23 protein-coding genes are annotated in these 23,791 nt (G+C 42.8%); 20 read left to right on the top strand and 3 right to left on the bottom strand.

The window, feature by feature from the left end:
• The first annotated feature begins 50 nt into the window (after nt 1–50).
• The 6 genes from OU792_RS13815 (at nt 51) to OU792_RS13790 (ending at nt 6,952) form a co-directional block, all read left to right on the top strand.
• Nucleotides 51–1,241 carry a serine hydrolase domain-containing protein gene (locus tag OU792_RS13815; protein WP_274670485.1) on the top strand — a complete coding sequence of 397 codons (1,191 nt, stop codon included), beginning with the start codon at nt 51–53 and terminating at the stop codon, nt 1,239–1,241.
• Between the two features lie 70 nt (nt 1,242–1,311).
• Nucleotides 1,312–1,869, top strand: coding sequence for an RNA polymerase sigma factor (locus OU792_RS13810; protein WP_274670484.1), 558 nt, complete (start codon nt 1,312–1,314; stop codon nt 1,867–1,869).
• On the top strand, nt 1,869–2,606 hold the full coding sequence (locus tag OU792_RS13805) for a tetratricopeptide repeat protein (protein WP_274670483.1): 738 nt from the start codon (nt 1,869–1,871) through the stop codon (nt 2,604–2,606). The genes OU792_RS13810 and OU792_RS13805 overlap by 1 nt, the downstream gene beginning before the upstream one ends.
• Before the next feature lie 56 nt (nt 2,607–2,662).
• Nucleotides 2,663–3,841, top strand: a complete 1,179-nt coding sequence (locus OU792_RS13800) for a hypothetical protein (protein WP_274670482.1) — start codon at nt 2,663–2,665, stop codon at nt 3,839–3,841.
• Between the two features lie 30 nt (nt 3,842–3,871).
• Complete coding sequence (locus OU792_RS13795; RefSeq protein WP_134200107.1) at nt 3,872–6,055, top strand: hypothetical protein; 2,184 nt, start codon at nt 3,872–3,874, stop codon at nt 6,053–6,055.
• Between the two features lie 51 nt (nt 6,056–6,106).
• A complete protein-coding gene (locus OU792_RS13790) occupies nt 6,107–6,952 on the top strand; it encodes a mechanosensitive ion channel family protein (protein ID WP_274670481.1) in 846 nt (281 codons plus the stop codon).
• Here OU792_RS13790 and OU792_RS13785 read toward each other — a convergent pair whose 3' ends face one another.
• On the bottom strand, nt 6,953–7,420 hold the full coding sequence (locus OU792_RS13785; protein WP_134200103.1) for a nucleoside triphosphate pyrophosphohydrolase family protein: 468 nt from the start codon (nt 7,418–7,420) through the stop codon (nt 6,953–6,955). It abuts the gene before it with no gap.
• Nucleotides 7,421–7,498: 78 nt separating this feature from the next.
• Nucleotides 7,499–8,257: a superoxide dismutase gene (locus tag OU792_RS13780; protein ID WP_134200101.1), complete on the bottom strand. Its 759-nt coding sequence runs from the start codon at nt 8,255–8,257 to the stop codon at nt 7,499–7,501.
• A gap of 171 nt (nt 8,258–8,428) precedes the next feature.
• Here OU792_RS13780 and dapF point away from each other — a divergent pair, with 171 nt between their 5' ends.
• From dapF to OU792_RS13740, 8 genes are all read left to right on the top strand, one after another.
• Complete coding sequence (gene dapF, locus OU792_RS13775) at nt 8,429–9,202, top strand: diaminopimelate epimerase (protein ID WP_134200099.1); 774 nt, start codon at nt 8,429–8,431, stop codon at nt 9,200–9,202.
• Nucleotides 9,203–9,299: 97 nt separating this feature from the next.
• The gene (secA, locus tag OU792_RS13770) at nt 9,300–12,680 is read left to right on the top strand and encodes a preprotein translocase subunit SecA (protein ID WP_274670480.1); all 3,381 of its coding nucleotides are present in this window, start codon (nt 9,300–9,302) and stop codon (nt 12,678–12,680) included.
• A 3-nt stretch (nt 12,681–12,683) separates the two neighbouring features.
• Nucleotides 12,684–13,223, top strand: coding sequence for a hypothetical protein (locus OU792_RS13765; RefSeq protein ID WP_274670479.1), 540 nt, complete (start codon nt 12,684–12,686; stop codon nt 13,221–13,223).
• On the top strand, nt 13,204–14,394 hold the full coding sequence (locus OU792_RS13760) for a M20 metallopeptidase family protein (protein ID WP_134200093.1): 1,191 nt from the start codon (nt 13,204–13,206) through the stop codon (nt 14,392–14,394). Before OU792_RS13765 ends, OU792_RS13760 begins: the two co-directional genes overlap by 20 nt.
• A gap of 58 nt (nt 14,395–14,452) precedes the next feature.
• Nucleotides 14,453–15,226, top strand: coding sequence for a S1/P1 nuclease (locus OU792_RS13755; protein WP_274670478.1), 774 nt, complete (start codon nt 14,453–14,455; stop codon nt 15,224–15,226).
• A 266-nt stretch (nt 15,227–15,492) separates the two neighbouring features.
• A complete protein-coding gene (locus OU792_RS13750; RefSeq protein ID WP_134200091.1) occupies nt 15,493–16,137 on the top strand; it encodes a response regulator transcription factor in 645 nt (214 codons plus the stop codon).
• A gap of 83 nt (nt 16,138–16,220) precedes the next feature.
• Nucleotides 16,221–16,721, top strand: coding sequence for a type II RES/Xre toxin-antitoxin system antitoxin (parS, locus tag OU792_RS13745; protein ID WP_026946134.1), 501 nt, complete (start codon nt 16,221–16,223; stop codon nt 16,719–16,721).
• Nucleotides 16,722–16,738: 17 nt separating this feature from the next.
• Nucleotides 16,739–17,188 (top strand): RES family NAD+ phosphorylase, encoded by a 450-nt coding sequence (locus OU792_RS13740; RefSeq protein WP_274670477.1) that lies wholly within the window; start codon nt 16,739–16,741, stop codon nt 17,186–17,188.
• Between the two features lie 8 nt (nt 17,189–17,196).
• Here OU792_RS13740 and OU792_RS13735 read toward each other — a convergent pair whose 3' ends face one another.
• Nucleotides 17,197–18,573: a methyltransferase RsmF C-terminal domain-like protein gene (locus OU792_RS13735; protein ID WP_274670476.1), complete on the bottom strand. Its 1,377-nt coding sequence runs from the start codon at nt 18,571–18,573 to the stop codon at nt 17,197–17,199.
• A 77-nt stretch (nt 18,574–18,650) separates the two neighbouring features.
• Between OU792_RS13735 and OU792_RS13730 the strand changes: the two genes are divergently transcribed.
• From OU792_RS13730 to OU792_RS13705, 6 genes are all read left to right on the top strand, one after another.
• Nucleotides 18,651–19,007 carry a DUF1304 domain-containing protein gene (locus OU792_RS13730; protein WP_274670475.1) on the top strand — a complete coding sequence of 119 codons (357 nt, stop codon included), beginning with the start codon at nt 18,651–18,653 and terminating at the stop codon, nt 19,005–19,007.
• 81 nt (nt 19,008–19,088) lie between these two features.
• Nucleotides 19,089–19,931 carry a fumarylacetoacetate hydrolase family protein gene (locus OU792_RS13725; protein WP_274670474.1) on the top strand — a complete coding sequence of 281 codons (843 nt, stop codon included), beginning with the start codon at nt 19,089–19,091 and terminating at the stop codon, nt 19,929–19,931.
• Between the two features lie 59 nt (nt 19,932–19,990).
• A complete protein-coding gene (locus OU792_RS13720) occupies nt 19,991–20,434 on the top strand; it encodes a hypothetical protein (RefSeq protein ID WP_274670473.1) in 444 nt (147 codons plus the stop codon).
• A gap of 71 nt (nt 20,435–20,505) precedes the next feature.
• Nucleotides 20,506–20,946: a secondary thiamine-phosphate synthase enzyme YjbQ gene (locus tag OU792_RS13715; RefSeq protein ID WP_134200081.1), complete on the top strand. Its 441-nt coding sequence runs from the start codon at nt 20,506–20,508 to the stop codon at nt 20,944–20,946.
• Between the two features lie 65 nt (nt 20,947–21,011).
• Nucleotides 21,012–23,222, top strand: coding sequence for a DUF5916 domain-containing protein (locus tag OU792_RS13710; protein WP_274670472.1), 2,211 nt, complete (start codon nt 21,012–21,014; stop codon nt 23,220–23,222).
• 114 nt (nt 23,223–23,336) lie between these two features.
• The coding region (locus tag OU792_RS13705) for a histidine kinase (RefSeq protein WP_274670471.1) at nt 23,337–23,791 on the top strand (455 nt) is incomplete at its 3' end.

The following is a 23,791-nucleotide window of genomic DNA, read 5'->3' as shown; positions in this document are numbered from 1 at the left end:
TTACTGAAGTATCCGATGATAGGGAAAGGATTAAATAAATACTCTCTGTCATGAAAAATTTCAAACATCAAGTATTCAGACTTTTATTAATTTCTATGGCCATGTGGATTGTGGCCTGCTCAGAGGATACAGACCCTACTCCAAGTCCTCAGGCACCTACTCAGCAGCAGGATATAGCTGCAGTGGATAGTCAGATTGAAAGCTTCATTTCTCGATACAACGTACCGGGAGCCAGTTTAGCAATTTCCAAAAACGGTAAACTGGTCTATCAAAAAGCCTACGGTGTGGCAGATCAAGCCCAAAACAAGGCCATGGAGTTGAATACCCGAATGAGAGTGGCCAGTGTATCAAAAACCTTCACAGGAATGGCCATCATGCTTTTGGTTCAGGATGGAGAAATCAGCCTTGAGGACAAAGTTTTTGGAGAAGGAGGAATTTTGGGAACCACCTACGGTACTAAAGCGTATTCGGACCGAGTAAAACAGGTTACTGTGAAAAATCTCCTGCAGATGACGACAGGAGGCTGGGTAGTGAATGGAAATAGAGATGCCATTGATTTTCAGCAGCAGCAGACCAATGCTGGTTTTTTTGACTGGATGATGGATAATGCGACACTGAACTTTGATCCTGGAACACAGTATTGGTATATCAATACCAACTATTTTGTCGCAGCTAGAATTGTGGAGAAGGTTTCCGGAAAAAGCTTTTCACAATTTGTCAAGGAGCGAATCACTGATCCATTGAAAATGACCGGAACTGCCTTCGGAAAAAATGGAACCCAAGGTAGGTTGCCGAATGAAGCGATTTATTACGGCCAGGGTGGCACCCAAGGGTTTGAGTACAATTTTAACCTGGAAAGACGCGACGGAGATGCTGGAATTGTCACCACAGCACCCGACCTTCTTCGGTTTGTCACAGCTATTGATGGGAATCCCTCCAGGCCTGATCTTCTCGAATCTGCCATTTATAATCAATTTGTCCAAGGCTCTTCTGTAAACCCCGGCTTTGCAAATGGTATAGCCCAAGCGAATCAAGTTAAATACTTCTATGGTGCACTACCCGGTACGCGATCAGGTTATATGTTTCATTCTAACGGAATGGCTGCAGCCTTGATCTTTAATGGCAATGGAGATTATACCCAGTCCAATTACAACAGCACCTTTGCAAGAGCGCATGATGAGCTGATGGTTAATCTGATTTCCAAGAATTTAAACGTTTATCAGGACATTGATCAATTCTAGTGCAGTTTACTTCTAGCTACTCCTTGGGATAAAATAGATTTACTAGTATCTTTTTGGCAACTAGCTGAGTATGCCAAAAGATTCGATCAATCAGTTGTCGCAAGAAGAGCTTATCCAAGGGATCAAGGAGAATGAAAGAAGAGTGATGAGCTCACTTTATATCGAAGTCTTTCCCAAGGTGAAAAGCTACATTATCCAAAATAATGGAGATGAGGATCAGGCAAAAGATATCTTTCAGGAGGCCTTTTTAGTGGCTTGGCAAAAAGTAAAAGAAGGGGAATTTCTCCCTCAAAACAGCACTGCGATGCAGGGATTTCTCTTTCAAGTTTCTAAAAATAAATGGTTGGATTGGCTTCGGTCTAGCAGATTCAAAAAGGAAAGCTCACTTGGTGCCATTTCGATCGAAGTGGCGGATGCTGAAGAAGAATTTCTGCTGGACGAAAGGCTGAGTATGCTTGATCGGGCTTTTCAGCAGTTGGGAGAGAGTTGCCAGGAATTGTTGAAACTCTTCTATTTCAAAAAAATGTCTTTGGACAAATTAGCTCAAAGCTTCGGGTGGACCCCAAAGACCGCCAAAAACAATAAATATCGCTGTATGGAGTCACTCCGAAAAATCATAAATCCCTGATGTCAAAAGATCTACATATCACCCCACTTGAATATGAGTTGATCGAAGCTTGGCTGGATGAGTCCCTTTCTTCTGAGCAGGAGAAGGTACTTCAGGACTTGAAAAAAGAAGATTCTGATTGGTCGCTGAAAGTGAAGGAAGTAAAGGCACTCCGCGAGGACCTGGAATCCCTCTTGGTCAAGAAAGAACTGGAAAAAATCCATGAAGAAGCATTTGCAGGAACTAACCCAAGGACGGCAACATTTTCAAGATGGATTTGGGCAGTGGCAGCTAGTGTAGCTTTGATCCTTGTGGCTTGGTGGGGATTTCAGGGTGGGTTCCAAGACTCGAATCAAAAACTCTTTGAGGCTTATTACGAGACTGATCCTGGTTTGATTACAGCGATGTCCGGTACAGATTCCTATGAATTTGATCGGGGTATGGTTGATTTCAAAGAAGGGAAATATCAGGAGGCGTTATCTCTTTGGAAACCATTGTTAGAACAAAATCCCAGCGGAGATACGCTGCTATATTTTGTAGGCATGGCAAACTTAGAGCTTCAAAACTTCCAAGAAAGCAAAGAGGACCTTCAGAAAATTTTATCAGAATCTTCTTCCGAATTTGAGGAGGATGCAAAGTGGTATTTGGCCCTGATTTATCTGAAGCAAGGCGAACGTGATCAAGCTAAACTGCTCCTTTCTGACCTAGATAGACCTGACGCTCAAAAACTTTTGGAAGAAATTCAGAAGGAGTTTTAATTTTTTGATGACCTTTTAAGAGTCCATACGATGAGCTATTAAAAACCACTCTTCGTATGAAAAAGCTATTATTTTTATTCCTAACTCTGAGCTTAAGCCTTCCGGTAATTTCACAAACTGTTTATTACTACCCACCGGGATATTTTGGGCTCTTCAACAATCAATCCACCAGTGCCCGGGCACAGGGAATGGGCTTCACCACACTCACCAAGCCGGGTATTGAAAACTCCTTTTACAATCCTGCTGCAATCGGGAGTTCCAAGGCTCCCATTCAGGCTTATGCCAACTACGCCAATGGGCACTCCTACCGACCAAATTCCAGATATTATTTTGCTGGAGGAGCTTTCAAAATCAAGGAAAAATTTTCTGTAGGCCTCACCTATTTCAGCTATCAAAATCCTGATCCCGTTTGGACTACTATTATCGGCGGCGGAACTTTTGACACAGACTTCTTCTCCCAAAGGGCGATTTCTATTTTGGCGGCCTATGAGCTAATGGAAGGACTTCATGTCGGACTCAGTGCCAATATGATGCAGGAAAATGCCATAAACGGCGAAAAGACAAATGCTGACTTTATGCCTAGCTTAGGCCTACAGTACGAAAGGAATCTCGACCTGATCAAGTCAGAAAAGTTTGGAAATCAACGAATTTTTGGAGCTCTATCGCTTTATAATTTTTTGTTCAACGGAGAGACCAATCAGGAATATCAAGACTGGATGTCTGTAAATTACTTACCGATTATTCTCCGCCTCGGTGGAGGATATGCCTTTCAGCTACCTCTTACTTCTGGGCTCACTGCTGGAAAGGGATATTTTGAAGGTGCTGCTCAGGCGGTGGATCTTCGACTGGATCTTCAATTTCAAGACTACCTTCCCGGAGGTCCAGAAAATTCAACGGATGATGAGTTAAATACCGCTTTCGGGGTTGGTGCTGAGGCTTGGTTTTTTGAGCGATTGGCTTTGAGGGTCGGCTATTTTACTGAAAAAGGCCCCTCAGGCACCCAGCCAGATGGAGATATCTGGGTCACCGGTAATCGAGCTGGTTTTTCATGGGGCTATGGAACGCTGATTCCTACCCATCAGCTCACTGATGGAAAAATGCCTTTCGACATCGAAGTCAATCTCGTCACCGGAAAGCAGATTACCTCACTCAACGAAAAAATCTACACTCATCCAGGCATTTTCGCCGATGACACCTTCCAGTTTGCCTTTGGTCTTAATCTGCTTTGGAGATAAATAAACACATCATTTCAAATTCAATTGACCATGAAAAATAAAGTAATTTTCAGTCTAATCTTTGGTCTTTTTCTTTGCCTTTCCTGTGGAAGCGAGGAAGACCCAAACCCTCAAAATCCAGCCAACAATGACCCCCTAGCTGGGATCAATACATTCACAGTTTCTGTTGATTTTCCAGAAGGAAATCAGCCAGATCTGACCGGTGCGACGATCTGGTCTTGGGATAGATCAAGCACCCTTGATGACCAAAACCAAGGCGAGGTGGTAATTTTTCCCTCAGAGCCTGCCTTCTCATATTTGTTTGATGGACAAGATCGTCTTCTTTTGATCGGACTGATAGATAATGATCAGCAGAAAATGAATTTAAATTCTACTGCAAAGACTCTGCTATACTGGGGCTTATCCGGTCCTTTCTTTGAACCCGAGCTTGCCATTAGGTTTTTTGAAGAGGTAGAATCTTTTCCCATTTGGGATGACTGGATAAATGAAGTAGAGCAAGCCTATCTGCAGGACCCATTTTTTCTTTCCAAACCTGAAATAGGTGAACGTCTCGGACAGCTCCTGGAAGGCGTAGAGCCTAACTTTCCCAATGCGAGAATCAATGAAGAAACAAAAGCATCTGACTTGCTGGTAGATGGCGAAATCAAAAGTGGACTACAGGTATTTCAAACCGGGCTGAGTCAGTTTCAGGTAGCAAATACTTTTCGAAGGAGAGCAACGGGCTTTCTCTATAAAACTAAGATCATCAATGAATCGGGTGAGACCCAAAACATCAATGAGTTTCCCGGCCTTAGCAATCAAAAGAGTCCTGACAAAACCATAGAGCTGCCCCTTGTCACCGGAATCACCAGTTTTTCAGGAACAGTCTATGAGTATCTCTTGGGCAATACGGAAAAATCCTTTCGAGTAGAATCTGAGCCTATTGAAATACCCTTAGAACTAAACGAGAAGCAGGCAATCTGGCAGCTGCGTGCGATTGGAATGGGAAAAGGTGGTCAGAATATGAATCAGACAGAAATTGATGAAAGGACAAAGTTAGCTTTGTTGACCTTTACCCTGGATTTTGTAGTGCCACTAATAGCAGATGGACTTACAGCTAAGGCGACGGCAGCCAAAAATACTGGAGCACCCAAGACACAACAGGATTTCTGGGAAGCCTTGATCATCGCAGTGGCAGGGTACGTGGATCAGATGCCAAGCGTCAGTCAAAAAGTACAAGATGGGGAGCTCTCCGAAGCTGTCAAAGATTTTTTCAATATTGGCTACAACCAATTCGGCTCAATCTTCTTGGAAGATCTTGCGAGGGTGGCAGCAGAGATCATTTATGAAAATGCCCCTGCAAATCTTCCCAAGCCTAGTTTGGAAGACTTCAGTAAAAGTGCAGTCCGAAAGGCTAAGATCCTGACAACTATTGACCTGATGCTGAAGGGTTCTGATTATGCCCGAAAAGTACATGACATCAAAAGTTCGAAAAGCCTAGAAGTTTTTGAAATCACAGCTAGAGAAATAGAAATCAATTTGGAGCCACGAGAGTCAAAAGTTTCCCCGGAAAATAGCATTGAGCTGACAGCCTTTATTAAGTCTTCTGTGGCTGATGGTCAGGTCATTGAATACGAATGGTCTACTACTGGTGCATATGGGTACCTATTTGATGATATCCATGAGGGCAAGAACTTTTCTAGTTCTAAAAGGGAGGTGAATTACTATGCTTCGGTAAAAGCGGGAGATGTTCCAGACAATGCCGTAGATACTGTGAGAGTGAGCACCTATATCAAGCAAGGAAATACCCGAACAAAGATAGGGCAAGACTACGCCATTGTTGAAGTGGAAGACAAAATACAATTCATCACCGGTTGGGAAATCTGGGTACCTGTATCTGAAAGGGAAACTCCGATCTCTCCCACGGGAATGGAATATACGATTTCCAATGGGGGTTTTGAAGCAAAATTCAGTACTGAGGTAGAACCGGCTGGATTTCAGTTCCAGGTAATTCGAGCAGATGGAACTAGAGGAGGTATCGTCAACAAAAGTGTCAATGACTTGAGCAAAGAAGGAAATATGTACATCTATCGTGTTGGGGTAGGTAGTATCCAAATAGTCAACACGTATAGTGAAGCTGTCAAGGATGAATGGGTCAAGAAATTTACAGAAGAGCTCGAGGCGAAGAGAAATGTATATCATGCTCTGGAAGTAACTGTGATTCCCAAAAACTAATTTTACAAGGGCTGATTCAAATTCAGCCCTTATTTTTTGTATTTTCCCATTATGGAAAACGTTTTGAATTGGAATTGGCAGGAGTTAAGCGATTTGCTCCAAACACTAGGCATCTCCCTTGCCATTCTTCTGGGCTTTTATTTTTTAGCTGTTTTTCTTCAAAAACACCTCCGCCGTCGATTGGTAGCCAGGATGGACGATGACCTGCTGGCCAATTTCCTTTCCATGATTTTTAGGCTTTTGGTGATTTTGGCTGGCTTTATGGTCGTATTTCGGTTTGTCGGATTGACGGGGGTAGTTTCAGGACTTTTGGCAGGTGCAGGGATTACCGCTTTCGTGATAGGCTTTGCATTGAAAGATATCGGTGAGAACTTTCTGGCAGGGATTCTATTGGCTTTCAAAAGACCTTTCAAAGTCGGAGATATCATCGAAATAAATGGAATTAGAGGATCGGTGGTCTCTCTCAACCTTCGGGATACTCAGATAAAGACAGGGGATGGCAAAGATGTCTATCTTCCGAATGCAAAAATCATCACCAATGCGCTGATCAATTTTACCATTGATGGTTTTCTCCGCTATGATTTTATAGTTGGGTTGGATTATGGCTCAGATTACCGAAAGGCCATGGCAATTATTTTGGAAACTGCCTATAAAGTCCCCGGAGTCCTCAAAAACAGAAGAAAACCCAATGTCTGGATCGCTGACTTGGCGGCAAGTACCTTGAATCTTCAGGTGACTTTTTGGGTGGATACCTTGGATGATGGTCCTGGAGATATGGAGATCAAAACCAACTTGATCATCGAAGTCTTAAATGCCTTGGATCAAGCTGGTTTCAATTTACCAGGAAATATCATGGAGTTGAAGAATTATCAAAACAATCCGCTCAAAACCAGCTGATTATTTGCCCAAAATCCCCTTTAAGTCCGCTGGGGAATAATTCACTGACTTCAGCGTCTTCCGATCTCCCTCACGAAATACTAAAAAGAGATCTCCTTCTTTTTCATAAAAACAATCTGTGCCCTTCAGTTTGTAATGGGCAACAGTAGCCTTGGCTTCTTCTTCCGTTTCGCAGGCTTTACTCATATTGGAGCGCTGCACTTCGTCAAAGAGCTCTTTGAATTTTTCTCCTAATCCGAATTCCAATATTGCTCCGGAAAGTACGTATTGAAGGTCGCAAAGGGCATCTGCAATTTCTACCAAATCCTTATCAGCGATCGCTTGCTCAAGCTCTTTCAACTCCTCTGCTAAAAGCGCCACCCGAAGCTTGCATCGTATTTCGTCAGGAATCTGAGGGCTATCCAAGACAGGGTGTTTGAAGGTTTGGTGAAATTTGGCGACAGAAGTGAGGGATTTTGGATCTTGCATATTGAAATAGTTTAAAGCTCGAAATAAAAGAAAAAGACCGGAATTTCCGGCCTTTTCTTGATCGCTTTCTAATTTGATTTACATGGATGCTGCAGCAAATCGCTCTGCCACGGTTTTCCAATTGACAATATTCCAAAAAGCAGAAACATAATCCGCTCTTCTATTTTGATAATTCAGATAGTAGGCATGCTCCCACACATCAAGTCCCAAAAGCGGAGTACCTTTGAAGTCAGAAATATCCATCAGAGGATTATCTTGATTGGGTGTAGAGCCGATCGCCAACTTTTTATCTGCTCCTACCACTAGCCAAGCCCAGCCAGAACCAAAGCGGGTTTTTGCAGCACTTTCAAATTGAGAAGCAAATTCTTCAAAGCTTCCAAAAGAGCTATTGATTGCCTCAGCGAGGTCGCCTTCAGGTCGCTCTGCCGCATCAGGAGTCATGACTTTCCAAAACAGCTCATGATTATAATGTCCCCCTCCATTGTTTCTCATTTTGGTGGAAAATTTGGAAATATTTCCCAAGATATCTTCCAACGAGCGACTGGAGTCAACTTGCTCTTCACCCATGGCATCGTTTAGGTTTTTGGCGTAGCCTGCAGCATGCTTGGTAAAGTGAATCTCCATGGTCATCGCGTCGATGTGTGGTTCGAGAGCGGAAAAATCAAATGATAGCGGAGTCTGGGTCATGCTAGTGGCCAATACAGATTGTGCATCTCCTTTCACGTCTCCGGAGCAGGCGCTGAGAATTGCTGTGCCTCCCAAAGAAAGGGCTAGCCCGGTTTTACTTGTATTTGCTAAAAAAGCTCTTCTAGAGAGATTGAAGTTCATCTTATCCATGGTTATATTTTTGATTAAGAGTTGCTAATGAATAACTAAAATTAGGGATTATCTGACGAAATTGGAACCTTAATCGGACATATAGTCTGAAACAGTGACAAGATGTTAAAGTTTTTAAGCTGAACAGGCTATGGAGAAGTTTTTGAATCAGGAATTTACTTTAGAATTTCTATGAATATTTCTTTCTATAAATATCAAGGGACAGGAAACGACTTTGTCATGATCGATGATCGGGATGAAGTTTTAGATCTGAGTGACATTTCTTGGGTGAAACGCCTGTGCAATCGCAAGTTTGGAATTGGTGCAGATGGATTGATTGCCATCCGAAACCACAAGGACTATGACTTTGAAATGGTTTATTTCAATTCTGATGGTAGTCAAAGTATGTGTGGCAATGGGGCGCGCTGTGCAGTAGCCTTTGCCGGACAGTTGGGGATAGTATCTGAAAAAACCAAGTTCTTGGCTATTGACGGGCCACACGAGGCGCTACTTTCGGATTCCATTGTGGAGCTAAAAATGGGAGATGTCTCATCCATTGATGTTTTGGAAGGAGATTTTTTTGTGAATACAGGTTCGCCTCATCACATTCGGATGGTGGAGGAGATTGATTCTTATCCTGTTTTCGAGCAAGGGAAAGAAGTTCGATACTCGGAGCAATACCAGCCTGCCGGCACGAATGTAAACTTTATCCAGAAACAGTCCGAGGAACGAATTTTCGTGCGTACTTATGAGCGTGGGGTAGAGAATGAAACCCTCTCTTGTGGTACAGGAGTGACTGCAGCTGCCTTGGCTTTTGCTGCAGATCGAGAGGCGGCTACCATTCAGATTCAAACCCTAGGAGGGGAATTGGCCGTACGATTTGAGAAAGCCCCCGGAGGTGGGTACCAAAACATTTGGTTAATCGGTCCTGCAGAGCGGGTTTTTAGTGGAGAAATTAAACTATAGATCACTTAAACCCATGATCAACCCTTCCCAAAGTCAATTATCAATTCTAATAAAAAGGGCTTAATTTTAGGCCGCATTTAGCACAAGACAGATAGAGATGTTAGATATTATAGCAAAAGGTATAGCAAAAGTATTCGGCACCAAGTCCGATCGAGATATTAAAGAGTTACTTCCTAGAGTCAAAGAGATCAATCAGGCATTCGCAGCATTGAGTGGATTGAGTGATCAGGAACTCCGGGCAAAGACTGGTGAAATCAGATCTAAAGTGGATGCCCACTTGAAGGATTTTGACGATAGAATCGAAAAGCTTCGATCAGAAATCGAAGGTCTTCCTGCTGATGCTATTCATCAAAAAGACCAGCTTTTTACCCAAATCGAGGAAATTGAGAAGAATCGGGATGTAGCTCTGGAGGAGATCCTTGACCAGGTGATGCCCGAAGCTTTCGCAGTAGTGAAGGAAACTGCACGAAGATTTAAAGAAAATGGAAAGCTGGTGGTCGAAGCCACTATCCGAGACAAAGAACTCGCTGCCTCCAAACCCAATGTGGAGATCGAAGGCGATACGGCCATTTGGCATAATAAATGGCTGGCCGCAGGTAATGAGGTCGTGTGGGACATGGTTCACTACGATGTACAGCTCATTGGTGGGATGGTTTTGCATCAGGGAAAAATTGCCGAGATGGCAACTGGCGAAGGTAAAACCCTCGTTTCTACCCTTCCCGCATACCTAAATGCACTAGCTGGACGAGGTGTACACATCGTCACAGTCAATGATTACCTAGCCAAGCGTGACTCAGAATGGAACGCTCCGCTTTTTGAATTCCATGGTCTTTCTGTGGATTGTATCGATAAGTATCAGCCCAATTCTTTTGGAAGGAAAAAAGCTTACCAATGCGACATCGTGTACGGTACGAATAATGAGTTTGGCTTTGATTACTTGCGGGACAATATGGCTCGGGAAGCAGGTGATTTGGTGCAGGGTAAGCATCACTTTGCCATGGTCGATGAGGTTGACTCCGTATTAATTGATGATGCGAGAACACCGCTGATTATCTCAGGTCCAGTTCCAAGAGGAGATGTGCATGAATTTGATCAGATGAAACCTCGGGTTTCTACTTTGGTGGATGAGCAGCGTAAGTTGGTTCAGGGCTTCTTGACTACTGCCAAAAAGCAAATTGCCGAAGGAAATGAAAAAGAAGGTGGTTTGGCGCTTTTCAGAGCCTATCGAGGAATGCCTAAATACAAGCCCTTGATCAAATACCTTTCTGAGCCGGGAATTCGTGTGATTTTGCAGAAAACCGAAAACTTTTATCTGCAGGACAACAAGAGAAATATGCCTGAGGCGGATGAGCCACTACTTTTTACAATTGATGAAAAAAGCAATGTAGTCGATCTGACTGACCGTGGTATCGAAACGATGACTACTAAAAATGAAGACGCCGACTTCTTCATTATGCCGGATATCGGGGTGGTTATTGCAGAGCTGGAAAAAGACGAAAGTCTGGATGAGAAAGAGAAACTCGTTCGAAAAGAAGAGGTCATTAAAGACTATGGTGTGAAAGCACAGCGAATTCATACAGTCAATCAGCTTTTGAAGGCTTACTGTATGTTTGAGCGTGATACTGAATACATTATCGTCGACGGAAAGGTGAAAATCGTCGATGAGCAAACTGGTCGTGTGATGGAGGGCCGACGATATTCAGACGGTCTTCACCAAGCGATTGAGGCGAAGGAGAATGTCAAAGTAGAAGATGCAACGCAGACCTATGCGACCATTACACTTCAAAACTACTTCCGAATGTACCACAAGCTTGCTGGTATGACCGGTACAGCTGAGACAGAAGCGGGCGAGTTTTGGGAGATTTATAAATTGGATGTGGTGGTGATTCCTACCAATAAGCCCATTCAGCGAGATGACCGTCAGGATAAGGTTTACAAGACTGTTCGAGAGAAATTCAATGCGGTAGGTGAAGAAATCAATGAACTCGTCAAGCAAGGTCGCCCAGTATTGGTGGGTACGACTTCGGTAGAAATATCCGAGGTGCTCAGTCGAATGCTGACTTTGAAAAAAATTCCTCATCAGGTCTTGAATGCCAAGCAGCATGCGAAAGAAGCAGATGTCGTCGCTGAGGCGGGTAAGCCTGGCACTGTGACCATCGCCACCAACATGGCGGGTCGAGGAACAGATATCAAGTTGACTCCAGAATCACGTCAGGCGGGAGGTTTGGCCATTATAGGTACCGAGCGCCACGAGTCTAGACGTGTGGACCGTCAGTTGAGAGGTCGATCAGGACGTCAGGGAGATGTGGGCTCTTCCCAGTTCTTTGTTTCCTTGGAGGATTCACTGATGCGACTTTTTGGATCAGACCGAATCGCCAAACTCATGGACCGAATGGGTCTAGAGGAGGGAGAAGTGATTCAGCATAGCATGATTACCAAGTCTATCGAACGTGCTCAGCGAAAGGTAGAGGAGAATAACTTTGGTACACGAAAGCGACTTTTGGAGTATGATGATGTGATGAACTCACAACGTGAGGTGGTGTATAAGCGCCGTCGAAATGCTTTGAAAGGTGAGCGTCTAGAGTTGGATATTCTGAATATCATGTATGATGTGGCCGAAAGCATCATCGATGTGGCAAAATCCACTGATGATGCCGAAAACCTCCGCATGAATATCTTCACCTCCCTAGGTTTGGATTATCAAATCTCTGAGAGTGATCTGAAGTCAAAAGATGCTGCCGTGCTGACACAAGAACTCTATGAAGCGGCATTCAAGAATTATCAAGAGAAAAATCAGCGTATCATTCAAGCGGCGCTTCCTGTACTTCGTCGAGTACATGAAGAACGAGGAGCTACTGTCAAAGACATCATGGTTCCGATCTCTGATGGCATCAAGCAAATTGGCGTAGTAGCGAATTTGGAGAAAATGCTTGCTTCAGAAGGACAGGACCTTATTCGTTCCTTGGAGAAAAATGTGACTTTGGCGATTATCGATCAAAACTGGAAGGAGCACCTTCGTGACATGGATGACTTGAAGCAATCCGTTCAGAATGCCGTTTACGAGCAAAAAGATCCGCTTTTGATCTATAAGTTTGAGGCTTTTGAGATGTTTAAGCGTTTCATCGGTAAGCTGAATGAAGATATGATTTCATTCTTGACCCGTGCGGAGCTTCCGAAGCAAGATCCTGCTCAAGTCCAGCAAGCACAAGCGCAACGTGCTCCTGAACCTGCAGTGCAAGCTTCGAAAGCTGAAGCAGGAAGTACTTTGAACCCGGGAGCTAATCGTGCAGCTGCTGCAGCCGCCACGGCAGGAAGACCTGCCCCACAGGTGGTTGCTCCGAGAAAGTCAGAGAAAACTTACGGAAGAAACGACCGGATTACTGTTCAATACAATGACGGTTCTACCAAGAAAGATGTGAAGTTCAAGAGTGTAGAGCAGGATATCCAAGAAGGTAAGTGTGTAATCATAGATAATTAAGCCATGCGGAAACTCTGGGTAATTGTATTGATAGTAGTGGCAGGTGCCTGTAAGTCCGGTTCGAATCTGACGACTTCACCGAGTGATTTCGAGAACTACAGCGAAGACTTAAGTGCTACACTGCCCCAATATCCAGATTACAAATCCGAAATGGCTCAACTCCCGGCACTACCTGCTCCGGAGTCACCTCAGGCTATTGACGAACAGCTTAAAGAGCTTGCACGTCAGAAATATGAGAGAAATACCTCTGAGCCATATTTTAATGGATACAGGATTTTGATTTATTCTGGTCTTGATCGGGACCTTGCTTTCAAAACGCAGGAAGAATTGACCGAAGCGATGCCAGATATCAATCCTGAGATTCAATATGAGCAGCCCCGATATTTGGTGAAAGTGGGGCGATATGGTCATAAGATTGAAGCTCTCAAGCTTTTGTATGATATTAAATCTGTATTTCCGACAGCTCGTATAGTTAGAGACCGTATTCAACGAAAAGATTTTACCCTACCAAGTCAAACCAATAATGCTGAAGGAGAAAATTAAAAACCTAGCTCAGGAACTGAAAGAGGAAGTGATTTCTAACAGGAGACACCTTCATGCTAATCCTGAACTGAGTTACCAAGAGTTTGAGACAGCTAATTTTGTAAAGCAAAAACTTGAAGAAATTGGCATTCATAAAATCGAATCGAAAGCAACTACCGGTTGGACGGCATTGATCGAAGGGAAAAACCCTACCAAGAAGGTTATAGCGCTACGAGCCGATATGGATGCTCTGCCAATCGTGGAGGCTAATGAGGTCTCTTATAAGTCTCAAAAAGAGGGAGTTATGCATGCTTGTGGTCATGATGCACATACTGCATCTTTGCTGGGAGCAGCCAAAATTTTGCATCAGGTTCGAGATCAGTTTGAAGGAACAATAAAATTACTTTTTCAGCCAGGGGAAGAAGTTGCTCCAGGTGGTGCCTCTTTTATGATTAAAGATGGGGCTTTAGAAAACCCCAAGCCAGCTGGAATCATCGGTCAACATGTGATGCCATTTATTCCTGCGGGAAAAGTGGGTTTTCGCCAAGGCATTTATATGGCAAGTGCAGATGAACTTTACCTGACCGTGAAAGGCAAGGGAGGGCACGGAGCCATGCCAGAGACCTTAATTGATCCTGTCCTGATTGCTTCTCATTTGATTGTGGCCATGCAGCAGGTGATCAGTCGGGCTTCAAGTCCCAAAGTACCTTCTGTGCTGTCTTTTGGAAGAGTAGAAGCACTTGGAGCTACCAATGTGATTCCGAATGAAGTGAAAATTCAAGGTACTTTCCGAACTCTGAATGAGGAATGGAGGGCAGCAGCTCACAAAAAGATGCTTCAATTGGCACATGGCTTAGTAGAAAGTATGGGCGGAGAGCTAGATTTTGAAATCCGAAAAGGCTATCCCTTTCTACAAAATGACCCCGAGCTCACCGCGCGAGCCACTGATGCTGCAAAAGAGTATTTGGGTGAGGAAAATGTCGTTGACTTGGATATTTGGATGGCGGCGGAAGATTTTGCTTACTATTCACAGGAGATCGATGGCTGCTTTTACCGCCTAGGCACTCGGAATGAGGCTAAAGGAATTGTTTCGGGAGTTCATACCCCGACTTTTGATATCGAAGAGGATGCCTTGGAAATAGGTGCAGGGCTAATGGCTTGGCTAGCCGTATCAGAACTCGAAAAAGCTTAATCCTAGCTTAATTAATTATTCTATTCTCTACCGTAATTTCAAGCTTTAATTTAAAGACATGAAGGTTTATAAAACTCTGTTTCTAGCAGGCCTTATGATGCTAGCGACTTCTCAGGCATTTGCCTGGGGGCAATTAGGACACTATTTGATCGGCTATATGGCTGAGCGACAGATGAAAAAGTCCACCCTCAAAAAAGTTGAAAAGGTGCTTTACCCCATGTCTTTGGGGCGAAGTGGTACCTGGATGGATGAAATTCGTTCGGATAGAAACTATGATTATGCTACGACTTGGCACTACCTGACAAGTAAGGAAGGTGAATACAATCCAGAAATTCAAGAAAGTACCGGAGATGCTTTTGAGGCAATTCAGCGCTTGAAGGCCGAATTGATTGCTGGGGGATTTAGCCCAAAAGAAGAGTCAGAAAAGCTTAAAATGTTGATCCACATGGTGGAAGATATTCATCAGCCACTACATGTAGGTACTGGGGAAGACCGTGGAGGAAATGACGTGAAGATCGAGTTTTTCGGAAGGCCAACCAATCTACATGCGCTTTGGGACAGTGGAATGATTGAACGTCAGGGGATGAGTTACTCTGAAATTGGAGATGAACTTTTTAGAAGAATTACCCCTGAACTGCAAGATAGTTATCGTGAGGCTACTATGGAGGATTGGCTCAAGGAAGCGGTCAGTCTTCGGCCTGCTGTATATGATTTGCCCGAAGATCGCAGACTTAGCTATTTATATATGTATCAAAATTATCATATCGCCGAGGAGCGAATGATTGCAGCAAGTGTCAGGCTTGCTCAGATTTTAGATGAGATTTACGGCTAGTCGCCAAAAAAAATTTTAAGTCCATGTCCTTGAGTGATTTGTCGCACAAGGTCATTTTTTTATATTTAGAATTAGTGTTGAGTAAACTAATGTATCAAAGAGTTTTTTACAAAGAGAGGCCTTGCTTAGTTTGGAAAAGAAATACGAGAATCGTTTAGAGCAAATTTTTGATTATCCACATTACTCAAGACGCTCAAGAATTTTGCTGTAACTCTTAGATTAATTAAGAGGAACGCACCTAACTGGGGTATTAAAAAAACGAAGAGATGAAAATCAAATTGGGCATTGCTGAGGACAATTCTTTTTTGCTAAAAGCAATTTTGGAGAAGCTTGCATTTTTCCCGGATCTTGAAGTGAAGTTCCATGCCACGAACGGATTGGATCTTTTAGAAAAGCTGGAGGAAGATTCCAATGTGGAATTAATCCTGATGGACATTGAAATGCCTAAAATGGATGGCATTAAGGCAGTGGAGGAAGTGAGCAAGCGATATCCACAGATCAAAACCATCATGCTCACTGTTTTTGATAATGACGAGCATATTTTCCGAGCAATTCAGGCCGGTGCACATGGATATTTTTTGAAAGAGGTTAGTCCACCCGATCTGCATCAAGGTATTTTGGATACTTTGGAGGGAGGAGCTGCGATGACACCGAGTATAGCTTTGAAAACGCTTAAGCTTCTAAGAAATCCACCGAATTTTGATAAGCCAAAAGAAGATATATCGCTTACCAAACGGGAAATAGAAATTTTAGAACAAACAGCTAAAGGCCTCAGCTACAATCAAATAGGTGAAAATCTATTTATTTCTCCCAAGACAGTTCGAAAACATATTGAAAATATTTACAATAAACTCCAAGTCCATAATAAAATGGAAGCCGTACAGAAAGCAGTGAAGAATCGGATTATTTAAATTATTGGATATCCACAAAAAATATCTTAGAATCGAATCAATTTTGGAAAAATGTCGTTAAATTAAAGACAAATTTCTAAAAGATGAGCAATTCAGATCAACAAAAGTTAGGGATAGTAGCTGAGGAGATGGCTACGTATATGACTAGTGTTCCTGGATATTCCCGCTATCCTTCGATGCGTGGTATCCCTTTGAGTGGCTTTTTTTCGAACAGAATGCTTGTAGTTGATATGATTCGAATGGGGATTCCGACCTCGCTTTTCCTGTCCATCAAGGACTTAGCGCCATTCTCTGATCAAGAGTGGTCAGATTTTCTAGATATCTCCCTAAAGTCGCTTCAGCGTTATAAAAAGGAATCGGATTACGTTTTTCGATCTATTCACTCCGAAAAAATAATAGAGCTTCTTGAGGTTGTTTATTTAGGTTTGGAGGTTTTTGATTCTACTGCTGATTTTGAGTCTTGGCTCTACACCAGCAGCCATTCTCTCGGTAATCGAAAACCCTTAGAGCTCCTCAAAAATTCTTACGGGAAAGAGTTAGTATTACATGAGCTTCACAGAATAGACCAAGGCATTTTTGTCTGATGCGAGTTTTTCGGCTTATGCGGAAGAAGTTTGGTATAGTGCTGTCCGGCAAAGGTGCAGCACTTACTGGAAACCGCTGGAACTCTAAGGGAACTGAACTAATCTACTGTGCGGATAGTCGAGCCTTGGCCATGGCGGAAGTGGCTGTTCATCTTTCCCTATCGATTTTACCCAAGGACTATGTGATGGTAGAAATTGACATCCCTGACGAAGTAGGCGTTGACTCTATTTCTTTGGAAGATTTACCTGCTCACTGGAACAGTTTCCCTCATATTGATAGCACACAATTTATTGGTGATCAATTTGTTCAAAACCAGAGAAGCTGTGTGCTTAAAGTGCCTTCTGCAGTGGTTCCGGGAGATTATAATTATTTAATTAATCCTTCGAATCAGGATTTTTCATTAGTCAAAATAGTTGACCATTATGATTTTCCTTTTGACCTTAGACTTTTTGGAAAAAGTATTTGACAACTACCTCAAAGGTTCCGGATTCGCCAGTCTTTCGGGTAGTAATTATTGATTCGGTTTCCAAGGTTTTTGATCCAGCCCAAGGGAAGTTGTTGATAAGTCAGCATAATCCAACCTTCTGATTCATATTTTAGCTCAAGATCTTTTTTTCTGAAGAAATTCAAAGCCTGCTCTTTTGTAAGCTCCAAATGTGGATAACTTGGTTTTGGTAAAATCGAAACGGCCCAATCATGAGATGGAATCCAGTTTTTACCTTGCTTCTTCCCTATTTCTGTTCCAAAGTATCGGATGTTCAGATTTTGGGAAATGTAATCGAAATGAGTTTTCCAAATTTCTGGAAAGCAAAAGAAAGAGTCATTTAGCTGATAAAAGGTCTTGTTCTCAAAGCCAAGTTCTTCCGCTAGCTGATTAGATTCCCGTTCAGCAATTTCCTTCAAAAAAGGATGTTTGAAATCTTTTGGTTTTTTCGGTTCATTGGAATATGCATCCTCAGGTCTTTTCAAAACAGAGACAAAAAAGCCTTCTCCCTGAACCCGATGTGGATAAAATCTATAGCCATAAAAATCACCTTCTTCAGTTGATAAAGTTGACTCTTCAATATTCCAGCTCGGTTCTAATGAAACCCGAACTGGCTCATAGGCGAATTCAGAAGTCAAAAAGCGGATCATTTCTTCATTTTCTTCCTTATTGAAGGTACAGGTGCTATAAAGCAAATATCCTCCACCTTGGACCAAGGCTCCAGCCTGGTCCAAGATTCTTTGTTGTCGTGAGGAGCAAAGCTTCACATGGTCTGGACTCCATTCTTTTCTGGCAGTTGGATCCTTTCGAAACATTCCCTCTCCTGAGCAGGGGGCGTCAATTAGAACTAAATCGAACAGCCCTTCCAAACTCTCAAAATGAGCAGGGTCATTATTCGTAACGATGCTGTTACCCAACCCCCATTTGATGAGGTTTTCTTTGAGGATCTGCGTTCGGCTTTGGATTACTTCATTGGCAAGCAGGACACCTTCATTTCCCAAGTAGCTGCTCAGAAGTGTGGATTTACCTCCTGGAGCTGCCGCTAGATCCAAATAAAGACCTTTTGGTATGGATAAGCTTTCCAAAATATGTTGGATAAACATAGAGGAAGCCTCCTGCACATAGTAGCCTCCTGCATGAAAAAGTGGGTCTAAGGTAAATTGAGGTCTTTTTTCTAGCCAAAAACCCTCCTGGCTCCAGGGAATGGACTTGGAAGCAAATGGAGAGGATAATAATTTTTCTCTATTTAATCGTATACTACTAATTGACTCCTGCTCCAATGACTCTTCGAACAGTTGATAGTCAACAGTTCCTAATTCTTCAAGCATTTGGGACTTAAAGGCAGGGTGTATTTTGGATAAGCTCATTTTGATTTGAAAGCTTAAAGTTGGGGCATTTTTCTTATTGGAATTCCAAGATGGTTCAGAATTCCCTAAATTCCATCATGGAAATTGTTTTAAAAGTACTTGCCATTCTAGTTGCCATGCAGCATTTGTTTTTCTTTTGGATGGAAACTTTTGCTTGGACCTCCTTTGGAAGAAAGACATTTGGTGGCAAGCGGGCATATTTTGAGCAGACCAAGTCATTGGCAGCTAATCAAGGAGTCTACAATGCTTTTCTCTCGGCGGGTCTTATCTGGTCTCTTTTTGTGGGTAACTTAGAGTTTGAAGCCATGCTTCAAGTTTTCTTTTTTGCTTGCGTGGTGATAGCAGGAATCGTTGGAGCAATTACCGTCAGTAAAAAGATATTTTGGATTCAAAGTCTTCCTGCCCTTCTTGGATTATTATTCTTAGCTATCTAATCAAACCTATTAATTATAAGATCGAGCCAGTCAACCGGCAAGTACCGGCTACCTGACCTCTCAAAGACAAATTATAAACAGATGAAACTATATAAACTGCAACAAGGAACGCTTCTCGAAATTGATAAGCAGTTTTTCCTTGGACCACAGCTCGACTGGGATGCTTTATTGGCGCAAGACAATTTGAAAGACTATTTGTCAGAATCCCGAAAATCTTGGGAAAATCTTAACGCATCAGATGCGGAAGAACTGATTAAGGATCAAGTTGAGGCTCCAATGGGCAGTCAAGAAGTCTGGGCTGCTGGTGTAACCTACTATCGAAGCAGAACAGCCAGAATGGAAGAGTCGCAAGATGCTGGTGGTGCGGATTTTTATGACAAAGTGTATGAGGCGGATCGACCCGAATTGTTTTTCAAAGCTACTGCATCCCGGGTTTCAGCGCCTGGAGGCCAAGTCATGATTCGAAAGGATTCTACTTGGGATGTTCCAGAACCGGAGTTAACACTTTTGCTGTCATCAACTGGGAAAATTCAGGGTTTTACCATCGGTAATGATATGAGTAGCCGAAGTATAGAAGGCGAAAACCCACTCTATTTGCCACAGGCAAAAGTATACCAACGATGTGCTTCGATTGGTCCTTGTATTCTTATCCAAGATGAAATAGAAGTAAAAACGGAAATAAAACTGGAGATTTTTAGGGCAGGAAAGTTGGTTTTTGAAGGGAAAACTGATTTGACACAATTAAAACGTAAACCAAAGGAATTGGCGGATTGGTTATTTAGAGCTAATACTTTTCCAAATGGATGCTTTCTGATGACGGGAACGGGGATAGTGCCGGATAATTTCACCTTGCAAAAGGGCGACCGGGTTGAAATCAGCATCGATGGGATAGGGACACTTTCCAATCAGGTTGGATTAATCTAATCGCTTTGTAGCGTTTTGAATAAAATATCCGTATCCATAATTAAATAAAAGAGTAAAAAATGAGACGTTTTTCACTGTATTTTCTGGTAATTGTTTTTTTAGGCGCTTGTAAGGAGGATGAAAATCCTACGTTGGCAGAATTCCCTCAAAAGTGGGTTTTTTCCGGGATTTCATCCTCTTGGGAGGCCAATCCGGTGATCAATCCAATAGCGGATTCCCTTTATTATTATGAATTGAACGAAAACGGGACTTTTACTAAATTTATCGGGGAATTTGAATTGCATGGTAACTATGAAACCGTCGCTGACGCAGACAATAATCCAGAATATTTGGTTTTCAGGTACGATCAAGAAACCTATTTAGAAGATCGAGAAAGAGATGGGTTTGGCTTGATTCATTATTGTGGACAAGACTATGAACCATTTTCCTTTGTAGACTCCAACACTATCAAGGGATCTTGGGGCGCTTGTGACGGGCCAAATTTATATTTTGAAAGGCGATAAGAATCATCATAATCCTATTCAATCTCAAGGCTGTTTTCTTTTTTAAGACAGCCTTTTGCTATTTTGTAGAGATGAACCAGTTTTTTCAAAAATCCCTTTGCCTTCCAAAGTATTCACAAGGATATCATTTAATTACTGATCTTATTGAAGCAGCTCTTCCCGAAATTGCTCAAATTCAGATCGGCTTTTTACAGGTTTTCATCCAGCATACTTCCGCCGCACTGACAATCAATGAAAATGCTGATCCGACCGTAAGAAAAGACTTCCAAACCTTTGTAAATGAATTGATTCCGGAATCTTATCCACGCTTTATCCACACTTATGAAGGGCCGGATGATATGCCTGCGCACATCAAAGCCAGTTTTTTTGATTCTAGCCTGCAAATACCCATCAGCGGTGGAAAACTTAATCTTGGAATTTGGCAAGGAATATATCTCTGTGAATTTAGGAGGAATGCTAGTTCTAGGAACCTGATTCTAACAGCCTTTGGCACTCCCCGGTCAGATAAATAGACCATTCATAAAATTGTATAATTCCATGCGGGGAGTAGGCTTAGTTTTGTAAAATCAACTAGGCTATGAGAGTTTCCATCACCACCTTGCTCCTCGCAAAGCTGCTTTTCCTGTGTACCCAATTGGAAAGCCTTGCGCAATCAGTAAATGCTTTTGCTTTTAAGCTTAAAGAACCTATTGTGCTAGACGGCATTCTGGATGAGGAGATTTGGGGAGAGGAAGGATGGAATGATAACTTCACTCAATATTTTCCCTACGACACTTCAGCAGCTGTTGCGCAAAGTCGGGTAAAAATCGCCTTTGATGATGACAACCTTTACCTCGCGGCTGTCATGGAAAATACCGGCCCGCGCGAGTATGTATCTACTTCTCTCCGTCGAGATTATCGAGGGGAGCAGAATGATGGAATCAGTTTCGTTTTCGATACCTTCAACGATAAGACCAATGCCTTTCAGTTTGGCATCAACCCCTATGGAGTACAGCGAGAGGCACTTTTAGCTAATGGAGGTTCCCGATCTGAGGATCTAAATTTGGCTTGGGATAATAAATGGTATGCCCGTGCAACTATTCATGAAAATCATTGGCAGGTAGAGGCCGTCATTCCTCTTTCTACGCTGCGGTACAAGGATGGTGCTCAAAATTGGAATGTCAATTTCTATCGAATCGATAGTCATAATGGGGAGCGAAGCACTTGGGCACCTATTCCTCGAAATTTCTCCATCATTTCGACAGCATTCAGCAGGACCTTGATTTTTGAAGAGCCGCTACGCAAAAACTCAGCCAATATTTCTGTGATTCCGTACATCGCAGGCCGAACGTCTCAAAATTTCCTGGAAGGAACTTCCGAGTCCTTTACTCCTGCATTTGGAGGGGATGCCAAAGTCGGAATTGGGCCTGCCTTGAATTTGGACTTAACATTCAATCCGGATTTCTCTCAGGTGGAGGTAGATCAGCAAGTCACCAATTTGGATCGTTTTGAGATCTTTTTTCCCGAGCGAAGACAGTTCTTTCTTGAAAACGGTGATCTTTTTGCAAGTTTTGGTCATCCACTGGCAAGACCCTTTTTCTCTCGTCGAATCGGGGTAGACCGTGATAGCGCAACGGGTCAAAATGTGCAGAATAAGATCATCTACGGTGCCAGACTTTCTGGAAAAGTCACAGATGACTGGCGAGTAGGACTGATGAATATGCAAACCGCTACCGACGAGGATCGAGGTATAGCAGGAAAGAATTTTAGTGTTTTGGCAGTTCAAAAGAAGGTTTTCTCTAGATCCAATGTTGGTTTTATTTTCGTTGATCGGGAGTCTTTAGCCTTGGATGAGTATCAAAGTATTTTCAACCCGAATGAATACAATCGCATGCTTGGGGTGGAGTATAATTTGGCTTCAGAGGATAATCGCTGGACGGGAAAAGCACTTTACCATCGAACTTTTGAAAGCACCGAGAAAGAAGCTCCCCGAACGCTTAATGCTTATGTATTGTACAGTGACCTGCACTGGCGCTGGAGTATTAGTTACCTGGACATTGGAGCTGGCTATAATCCTGAAGTTGGTTTCGTGCCTCGTGTGGATTACAAGCGCTTTAACCCGGACTTGGGCTATCGGTTTTTCCCCAAATCCAATTTCATCAACAGTCATGGACCTCAACTGGAGTATGAGCTCCGATGGAATGAAACTCTAGGCACCACAGACCGGGATATTGGTCTTCAGTATGAAGTTCGTTTTCAGTCATTGGCACAGTTTGCAGTCGGCTATACGAGCAGCTATATCTATTTGTTTGATGACTTTGACCCAACTCGTACAGGAGGGGAGCGATTGGCTGCTGGAACGGATTATACTACTGATCGATTTGGTTTCGAATTTCGCTCCAATCCTCGACAGGCATTTAACTTTAGATTAGAAGGTGAAGCGGGAGAGTATTTTACCGGAGATATAGCCACTTTACGAAGTGAACTTGCCTGGAGAATTGGCTATACGGCTAATATCGGGATGAACTTCAGTTATAATCGGATCCGTCTCCCTGAGCCACAAAATGACGCAGATTTGCTACTTGTGGGACCGCGGATTGATTTGACCTTTACCAAGTCGCTCTTCTGGACAACTTTCATCCAATACAACAATCAGATTCAAAATATCAATATCAATACCCGATTGCAATGGCGATTTGCACCGGTTTCGGACTTTTTCTTGGTTTACACTGATAATTATTTCCCGGATACCTTTGCCTCCAAGCAGCGAAGTTTGGTGCTGAAGCTTAATTATTGGTTGAATATTTAAGAAGAAAAGCTTACCAAATATTTTTAGATAAAGTATAAATTTTTTAAGAAAAAAAGAGTTGACTTACCTAGAATTCAATATCTTAGGTGAGTTTTACTAATAATTCCTTTTTTCATGCTTTTTGCTTTTTTGCTCGCCCTTCAGGACCAGCTTGCCGAGAGTGAAGATTTATCCTCTGATCAGTCTTCAGTGGATATTGGGTTGGCTCTTTTAATTGGTCTTGTACCGGTAGTTTTGGCTTTTGCCTTTATCATCTTCGTGATTTATCGGTCCCGCCGGGAGGCTGATGTAAAAAAGCAAGAAACGGAACTTCGCTTGAGCAAAGCAGAAGTTGAACTAAAGGCCTTGCGGGCTCAGATCAATCCCCATTTTATTTTCAATTGCCTCAACTCCATCCATCATTTTATCCAATCTCAAGAACCCAAGCAGGCGAGTGAATACCTGATCAAGTTTTCTAAGCTGATCCGCTATGTCTTGGAGAGTTCGACGAAAAATTGGGTGACTCTGGAGGAAGAACTGGAGGCCAATCGGCTCTATTTGGAGTTGGAGCAACTGAGGGTGGATCAGGC

The sequence above is a fragment of the Algoriphagus sp. NF genome (assembly GCF_028823735.1).
Taxonomy (GTDB): domain Bacteria; phylum Bacteroidota; class Bacteroidia; order Cytophagales; family Cyclobacteriaceae; genus Algoriphagus; species Algoriphagus marincola.
This window is presented reverse-complemented; position numbering and strand designations above follow the sequence as displayed.

Coding starts and splice junctions, on each gene's coding strand:
- OU792_RS13815 (WP_274670485.1), top strand. CDS start 51: ATGAAAAATTTCAAACATCAAGTATTCAGACTTTTATTAATTTCTATG.
- OU792_RS13810 (WP_274670484.1), top strand. CDS start 1,312: ATGCCAAAAGATTCGATCAATCAGTTGTCGCAAGAAGAGCTTATCCAA.
- OU792_RS13805 (WP_274670483.1), top strand. CDS start 1,869: ATGTCAAAAGATCTACATATCACCCCACTTGAATATGAGTTGATCGAA.
- OU792_RS13800 (WP_274670482.1), top strand. CDS start 2,663: ATGAAAAAGCTATTATTTTTATTCCTAACTCTGAGCTTAAGCCTTCCG.
- OU792_RS13795 (WP_134200107.1), top strand. CDS start 3,872: ATGAAAAATAAAGTAATTTTCAGTCTAATCTTTGGTCTTTTTCTTTGC.
- OU792_RS13790 (WP_274670481.1), top strand. CDS start 6,107: ATGGAAAACGTTTTGAATTGGAATTGGCAGGAGTTAAGCGATTTGCTC.
- OU792_RS13785 (WP_134200103.1), bottom strand. CDS start 7,420: ATGCAAGATCCAAAATCCCTCACTTCTGTCGCCAAATTTCACCAAACC.
- OU792_RS13780 (WP_134200101.1), bottom strand. CDS start 8,257: ATGGATAAGATGAACTTCAATCTCTCTAGAAGAGCTTTTTTAGCAAAT.
- dapF (WP_134200099.1), top strand. CDS start 8,429: ATGAATATTTCTTTCTATAAATATCAAGGGACAGGAAACGACTTTGTC.
- secA (WP_274670480.1), top strand. CDS start 9,300: ATGTTAGATATTATAGCAAAAGGTATAGCAAAAGTATTCGGCACCAAG.
- OU792_RS13765 (WP_274670479.1), top strand. CDS start 12,684: ATGCGGAAACTCTGGGTAATTGTATTGATAGTAGTGGCAGGTGCCTGT.
- OU792_RS13760 (WP_134200093.1), top strand. CDS start 13,204: ATGCTGAAGGAGAAAATTAAAAACCTAGCTCAGGAACTGAAAGAGGAA.
- OU792_RS13755 (WP_274670478.1), top strand. CDS start 14,453: ATGAAGGTTTATAAAACTCTGTTTCTAGCAGGCCTTATGATGCTAGCG.
- OU792_RS13750 (WP_134200091.1), top strand. CDS start 15,493: ATGAAAATCAAATTGGGCATTGCTGAGGACAATTCTTTTTTGCTAAAA.
- parS (WP_026946134.1), top strand. CDS start 16,221: ATGAGCAATTCAGATCAACAAAAGTTAGGGATAGTAGCTGAGGAGATG.
- OU792_RS13740 (WP_274670477.1), top strand. CDS start 16,739: ATGCGGAAGAAGTTTGGTATAGTGCTGTCCGGCAAAGGTGCAGCACTT.
- OU792_RS13735 (WP_274670476.1), bottom strand. CDS start 18,573: ATGAGCTTATCCAAAATACACCCTGCCTTTAAGTCCCAAATGCTTGAA.
- OU792_RS13730 (WP_274670475.1), top strand. CDS start 18,651: ATGGAAATTGTTTTAAAAGTACTTGCCATTCTAGTTGCCATGCAGCAT.
- OU792_RS13725 (WP_274670474.1), top strand. CDS start 19,089: ATGAAACTATATAAACTGCAACAAGGAACGCTTCTCGAAATTGATAAG.
- OU792_RS13720 (WP_274670473.1), top strand. CDS start 19,991: ATGAGACGTTTTTCACTGTATTTTCTGGTAATTGTTTTTTTAGGCGCT.
- OU792_RS13715 (WP_134200081.1), top strand. CDS start 20,506: ATGAACCAGTTTTTTCAAAAATCCCTTTGCCTTCCAAAGTATTCACAA.
- OU792_RS13710 (WP_274670472.1), top strand. CDS start 21,012: ATGAGAGTTTCCATCACCACCTTGCTCCTCGCAAAGCTGCTTTTCCTG.